Genomic DNA, 6,228 nt, shown 5'->3' on the forward strand with positions numbered 1-6,228 from the left:
CTCACTCCCGTGGCCTTCGCACTGCGTAAACGCGCCCCAAAGGCGTTCGAACGGGCCGCCGACGGCTCGATGACGCTCATCGAGCACGTCCGCGAACTGCGCAACCGCCTGTTCCGCGCGTCGCTGGCGATCATGATCGGCTTCGGCGTCGGCATCTGGCTGGCGACGCCGGTCCGGATCCTGTTGTCGGAGCCGTACTGCAGCCTCCCGGCCTCGATCGATCCGGTCTCGGGCAAGTGCAAGTTCGTCCAGCTCGGTGTCGCGGACGTCTTCCTGCTGAACCTGAAGATCGGTCTGTGGGTGGGCCTGATCATCGCGGCCCCCATCTGGCTCTACCAGCTGTGGGCGTTCATCGCGCCGGGCCTGCACCGGCACGAGCGGCGCTACGCGTACATCTTCACGGCGCTGGCCGCGCCGCTGTTCGCGGCCGGCGCGGTGCTGGCCTTCTTCGTCACCACCAAGGGCCTCGAGTTCCTGCTGAACGTGTCCGGCGATGACATCTCGACGAATCTGGAAGTCACCCGGTACATCTCGTTCGTCACCAACCTGATCCTGCTGTTCGGTGTGGCGTTCGAGTTCCCGCTGATCGTGCTGATGCTCAACTTCGTCGGCCTGGCCAGCGCGAAACGGCTACTCAGCTGGTGGCGGGTGGCGATCTTCGTGTTCTTCGCCTTCTCCGCAGTGGTCACTCCCACCCCTGATCCGTTCGGGATGACCGCTCTGGCGCTCTGCCTGATCGCGCTCTACTTCGCCGCGGTCGGCGTCGCGTTCATCAACGACCGGCGGCGTGGGCGGGGCAAGGAGGTCTACGCCGGCATCGACGACGACGAGGTGTCGCCGTTGGAGTTCGACGCGGACCCGGTCGTGGCCGGGCAGCGGGTCGACTCGACAGCGCCGATCGGGGTACCCGAACCGGTCGCCCCACCGGCGCCGATCGAACGCCGCTACGACGACATGACCTGACGGCCCCGCGCCGACCGGTCCACCGACGCCGTCCCCGTTCTCCGGGGGCGGCGTCGTCGCGTCACCTCGCGCGCCGGCGGCGGAACTGATGGTGACGGCACCTGCCCCTGGTGAACGGCGGCTGTCCGACCGGTACGGTGCTGCCCGTGACCGCAGACGATCACCTGCAGGGCCCGGTCGCCGTGCTCGCCAACCCGACCGCCGGCCGCGGACGGCACCGGGCGCTGCTGCCCCGGCTGCTGGAGGGCTTGGCCGCCGCCGGGCGGCCGATCCGGTTGCTGCCGGCGTCCAGCCCCGCCGAGGCGGAGGCGGCCTGCCGGGCCGCCGTGGCCGAGGGCGCTGGCGCGCTGGTGGCGGTCGGTGGGGACGGCACCGTCCACCGGGCGTTGCAGGCGGTCGCCGGGACCGCCGTGCCGTTCGGCCCGATCCCGGCCGGGACCGGCAACGACTTCGCCCTGGACACCGGCTTCCCGGCCGACCCCCTCGCGGCGGCGGCGGTGATCGCCGAGGCGGTGCGTGACGGCCGCAGCCGACCGGTCGACCTGGCCCGGATGGTCGGGGACGACGGCGTCGAGCGCTGGTACGGGGCGGTCCTCGCGGCCGGGTTCGACGCGATCGTCAACGAGCGGGCCAACCGGATGCGCTGGCCACGCGGCCCGCGCCGGTACGACCTGGCGATCCTGGTCGAGCTGGCCCGGCTGCGCCCACGCCGCTACACGCTGCGCCTCGACGGGGTGTCGTACGACCTGGACGCGGTGCTGGTGGCGGTGGGCAACTGCCCCACGTACGGCGGTGGGATGCGGATCTGCCCCGACGCGGACCCGACCGACGGGCTGCTCGACGTGGTGGTGGCGGGTCGGGTTAACCGGCGGACCCTCGTCCGGGTGAAGCCGCGCATCTACCAGGGCACCCACGTCAGCCACCCGCTGGTGCGCAGCTTCCGGGCCCGCACCGTGGAGTTGGCCGCCGAGGGCATCACCTCGTACGCCGACGGGGAACGCTCACTGAAGCTGCCGGTGACGATCAGCGCGGTCCCGGGCGCCCTGCGGCTGCTGCGTTGACCCGTACCGCGCCGATGCTGGCGGCGATGACGAGCACGATGGCGGCGCATTCCAGCACTGTCAGCGCCTGCCGCAGCACCAGCCACCCGGCGAGCGTGGCGATGGCCGGGCCGAGGCTCATCAGCACCGCGAAGGTGGCGGTGGGCATCCGCCGCAGCGCCAGCAGCTCCAGGGTGTAGGGCAGCCCGGAGGCGAGCACCGCGAGGACGGTGCCGAGCGCCAACACCGGCGGGTCGAGCAGCACCGCGCCGCCGTCGATGACGCCCAGCGGCAGGGTGACCAGGGCGGCGAGGGTCAGCGCCAGGGCCAGCCCGTCCGCGCCGGGGAAGCGGCTGCCGACCCGGGCGCTCAGCACGATGTACGCCGCCCACATCGCGCCCGCGCCGAACGCGAACGCCACCCCGGCCGGGTTGAGCCGGTCGAAGCCGCCCTGCCCGAGCAGCGCCACCCCGGCCAGTGCAAGCCCCGCCCAGGCCCAGCTGGCCGGTCGTCGGGCGGTGAACACCGACAGCGCGAGGGGGCCGAGCACCTCCAGCGTCACCGTCAGGCCGAGCGGGATGCGTTCGATGGCCTGGTAGAACAGCGAGTTCATGCCGGCCAGTGCCAGCCCGAACGCGCCGGCGGCGAGCCAGGCCGACCGGTCGTGCCCGCGCAGTCGGGGCCGGCACACGACGAGCAGCAGCACCGCCGAGATGGTCAGCCGCAGGGTCACCGCGCCGGCCACCCCGGTACGCGGGAAGAGCAACGCGGCCACGGCGGAGCCGAACTGCACCGACAGGGCCCCGCCGAGCACCAGCCCCACGGCGGTGACACCGCCACGCCGGGCCGGTGGCGTGTCGGCCGGCGTTGGCGTGGGCAGCAGGATCTCGGTCACGGGCACGACGGTAGGCGGTCCGCTCCGGTCACCGTGCGGCGGTGTCCACCTGCCGAAAGGCGAGCTCTGTCCTGCGTCGGGCGGCGGGAGGGATCGGGTGTGCCGCCGTCGGCCCTGCTTGCGCTTTGGGGGATACGAGAGCCTCGATGAACGGCTACCCTGCTCGGAACGGTATTGATCCACAGTTGGGAGCTGGAATGCGCCTCGACCTGGTCACGGTCTCCGCTTCGCCGCGAGAGCCCGCCCGGTACTGATCGGGCACCACCGGATTCCCGCCGGTGGTCTGGTGCTCCTCGCCGCGGAGCGGTCTCACGACGACCGTTTCCTTCCCTGGCTCGAGGAGCTACTTTGCGTGTCCTTGTATCCGCGCGTCTGGGCGCGGACTTCAGCAAACTGTGGACCGCCGCCGCGGTGTCAAACGTCGGCGACGGCGTCACCATGGCCGCCGGCCCGTTACTGGTCGCCTCCATCACCGACAAACCGGCCCTCATCGCCGGGGCCGTCTTCGCGCAGCAGTTGCCCTGGCTGCTGTTCGCCCTGATCAGCGGAGCGTTTGTCGACCGACTCGACCGACGCCGCATGGTCGTGGTCGTCAACCTAATGCGCGCCGCAGCCCTGGTGGGCTTGGCGGCCACCATTGCGACCGACACCGTCACCGTGATCATCATCTACGTGGTGCTCTTCCTGCTGGGCGCTGGCGAAACCCTCGCGGACACCGCCATAGCTGCCCTACTCCCGGCGGTGGTCGCCCCCGACGATCTGGCGAGCGCCAACGCCCGGCTCTACGCGAGTTTCACCATCGGCAACCAGTTCGTGGCCAAGCCGCTTGGCGCCTGGTTGTTCGTCATCTCCGCCGCCGTACCGTTCGGTGTCGACGCGTTCACATTCGCGATCTCCGCAGCGCTGATAGCGGGTATCCGACGAGTTCCGGTCTCCGAGAAGCCTCGTCGGCGGACGTCGCTGCGCACCGAGGTCGCGGCTGGTGTGCGGTGGTTGTGGCGGCACCGCCTGCTGCGGACCCTCGCCCTCACCATGGGCCTGAGCAACGTCGCGTTCGGTGCCGCCTTCGCCGTTTTCGTGCTCTACTGCCGGGAACGTCTGGGTGTCTCCGGTGTCGGCTACGGTGTCCTGCTGACCACATTCGCGGTCGGCGGACTGGTCGGTACGACTGTCGCCGCGAAACTGACCCGCGCGTTAGGCAGCGCCGCCGTGCTGCGGGCCGGTCTGATCATCGAGGTCGTCACGCACGTGTCCCTTGCGATCACGACGACACCGCGGATCGCCGCCGTCGTCCTGGTCGTGTTCAGCATCCACGCCATGGTGTGGGGCATCACCGTCACCTCGGCCCGGCAGCGGGTCGTGCCGCCGCACCTACGCGGCCGCGTCGGCAGCGTGTACGCGTTGCTCGATCTCGGCGGAGCCGCGCTGGGGTCACTGCTCGGCGGCCTGTTCGCCAGCGTCTGGGAGATCACCACGCCGTTCTGGATCGCCGCCGTCGTAATGGTGACGATCACTGTTCTCGCCTGGCGTCCCCTGCGCGAAGCAGGAGCCGTCTGACCGCCCCGGCCCCGGTCCGAGCGGCGGTGTCTCGCCGCTCGGAACCGGGGGTATCCGGGGTGGCGCTCCGAAGCCCCGACCGCAGTTCGTGGGCCGGGGGACGGGGAAGCCGACACGGCCGTAGATGTTCGCCACCGCGGTGCTACCGGCGTACGGTCCCTGGTATGACGGGCGCGATGCGGAAACTATCGATCTCCGTGCCAGCCGACGTGGCTGAGCGCCTGGAGCGCGAATCCAACGACAGCGCCTACATCACCCAGGCTGTCCGTGACCGAATGCGGTTGGACGCCTTGGACGCGGAGCTGGCTCACCAGGGCATCCCGATCACTGAGCAGGGTGTGGCCGAGGCGCGCGCTCGTCGGGCCGCCGTGGAGGCCGACTGGTCGCCGGAGCGCCGCAGCGCCCTTCGCGAGCGGGTCCGCCAGCACACGCTGGACGCCGCCGGGTCACCGTGTGGGCGACCGGGCGGCGCCTGGCTGTGGACCGGGTGGTGACCGAGGTCGGTTCGGCGCTCGACGGGCGCCGCGAGAAGTTCGTCGCGTTGCTGCGCGACCCGGGCGTGTCGACGATCGTGGTCGAGCACAGGGACCGTTTCGCCCGTTTCGGCGCCGAATACGTCGAGGCCGCCCTTGCCGCGCAGGGGCCGCCGTCTCCTGGTGGTCGATCCGGCCGGGGTGGACGACGATCTCGTGCGTGACGTCACCGAGATCCTGACGTCGTTGTGCGCCCGCCTGTACGGCCGCCGCGCCGCCGCGAATCGTGCCCGTCGCGCGGTCGAGGCCGCCACCGGGGACCGGGCGTGAAGACGATCCAGGCGTACCGGTTCGCTCTTGATCTCAGCCCCGGGCAGGAACGTGACGTGCTGGCGCACGCCGGGGCGGCCCGGGTGGCCCACAACTGGGCGTTGGCCAGGGTCAAGGCGGTCATGGATCAGCGGGCCGCTGAACGCACCTACGGTGTGGCGGAGGAGATGCTGACCCCGACCTTGTCGTGGACGCTGCCCGGCCTGCGTAAGGCGTGGAACGTCGCCAAGCCCGACGTCGCGCCGTGGTGGCGGGAGTGCTCGAAGGAGGCGTTCAACACCGGCCTTGACGCTCTCGCTCGCGCGTTGAAGAACTGGGCCGACTCGCGCTCAGGTAAGCGCGCCGGCCGGCCGGTCGGGTTCCCGGGGTTCAAGTCCCGTCGGCGCACCATCGCGTCCGTGCGGTTCACCACGGGGGCGATCCGGGTCGAGTCCGACCGTAAGCATGTGGTGCTGCCCCGGCTGGGCCAGCTGAAGCTGCATGAGTCCGCCCGCAAGCTCGCCCGCCGCCTCGACAACGGCACCGCCCGGATCATGTCCGCCTGCGTGCGACGTGACGGCGGCCGGTGGCACGTGGCTTTCTGCGTCGAAATCGAGCGCCCCGAGCGGCGACCCGCCCGGCCGGGCGCGGTGCTCGGCGTTGACGTCGGCATCAGGCACCTGGCGGTGCTGTCGACCGGTGAGCTGATCGACAACCCGCGATACCTGACGGCCGCGCACCAGCGGATGCGGGCGCTCGGTCGAGCGCTGGCGCGCAAGAGCGGCCCGGACCGGCGCACGGGCCGACGGGCCTCGAAGCGGTGGGAGCGGGCGGCAGCCCGGCTCGGCCGGGCGCATGCCCGGGTGGCGAATCTGCGCCGCGACGGACTGCACAAGCTCACCACCCGGCTGACCCGCGAATACGGCACGGTCGTCATCGAAGACCTCAACGTCACCGGGATGCTGCGCAACCGCAAGCTTGCCCGGCACAT

Annotated in this window: 6 protein-coding genes and 1 pseudogene; 6 read left to right on the forward strand and 1 reads right to left on the reverse strand. The window is 71.4% G+C overall.

The window, feature by feature from the left end; all coding sequences use genetic code 11:
* The first annotated feature begins 9 nt into the window (after positions 1 to 9).
* Positions 10 to 963 carry a twin-arginine translocase subunit TatC gene (gene tatC / locus ABZS40_RS26220; RefSeq protein WP_354946147.1) on the forward strand — a complete coding sequence of 318 codons (954 nt, stop codon included), beginning with the start codon at positions 10 to 12 and terminating at the stop codon, positions 961 to 963.
* A 137-nt stretch (positions 964 to 1,100) separates the two neighbouring features.
* Positions 1,101 to 2,024 (forward strand): diacylglycerol kinase, encoded by a 924-nt coding sequence (locus ABZS40_RS26225; protein ID WP_354946148.1) that lies wholly within the window; start codon positions 1,101 to 1,103, stop codon positions 2,022 to 2,024.
* On the opposite strand, the gene ABZS40_RS26230 is transcribed toward ABZS40_RS26225, so the two are convergent.
* Entirely contained in the window at positions 1,987 to 2,904 is a 918-nt protein-coding gene (locus ABZS40_RS26230) for an EamA family transporter (protein WP_354946149.1), read from the reverse strand. The two genes, ABZS40_RS26225 and ABZS40_RS26230, sit on opposite strands and share 38 nt — an antisense overlap.
* A 342-nt stretch (positions 2,905 to 3,246) precedes the next feature.
* Here ABZS40_RS26230 and ABZS40_RS26235 point away from each other — a divergent pair, with 342 nt between their 5' ends.
* The 4 genes and pseudogenes from ABZS40_RS26235 to tnpB form a co-directional block, all read left to right on the forward strand.
* Positions 3,247 to 4,455: an MFS transporter gene (locus ABZS40_RS26235; RefSeq protein ID WP_354946150.1), complete on the forward strand. Its 1,209-nt coding sequence runs from the start codon at positions 3,247 to 3,249 to the stop codon at positions 4,453 to 4,455.
* A 176-nt stretch (positions 4,456 to 4,631) separates the two neighbouring features.
* Positions 4,632 to 4,949: a hypothetical protein gene (locus tag ABZS40_RS26240; RefSeq protein WP_354946151.1), complete on the forward strand. Its 318-nt coding sequence runs from the start codon at positions 4,632 to 4,634 to the stop codon at positions 4,947 to 4,949.
* Positions 4,943 to 5,258, forward strand: a pseudogene (locus ABZS40_RS26245) (IS607 family transposase); the annotation flags it as partial. The gene ABZS40_RS26240 and the pseudogene ABZS40_RS26245, both read left to right, overlap by 7 nt.
* A partial coding sequence (gene tnpB / locus ABZS40_RS26250; protein ID WP_354946152.1) for an IS607 family element RNA-guided endonuclease TnpB occupies positions 5,255 to 6,228 on the forward strand: 974 nt, incomplete at its 3' end. The pseudogene ABZS40_RS26245 and the gene tnpB, both read left to right, overlap by 4 nt.

This window comes from Micromonospora sp. NPDC005324, from assembly GCF_040607155.1.
Classification (GTDB): domain Bacteria; phylum Actinomycetota; class Actinomycetes; order Mycobacteriales; family Micromonosporaceae; genus Micromonospora; species Micromonospora trifolii.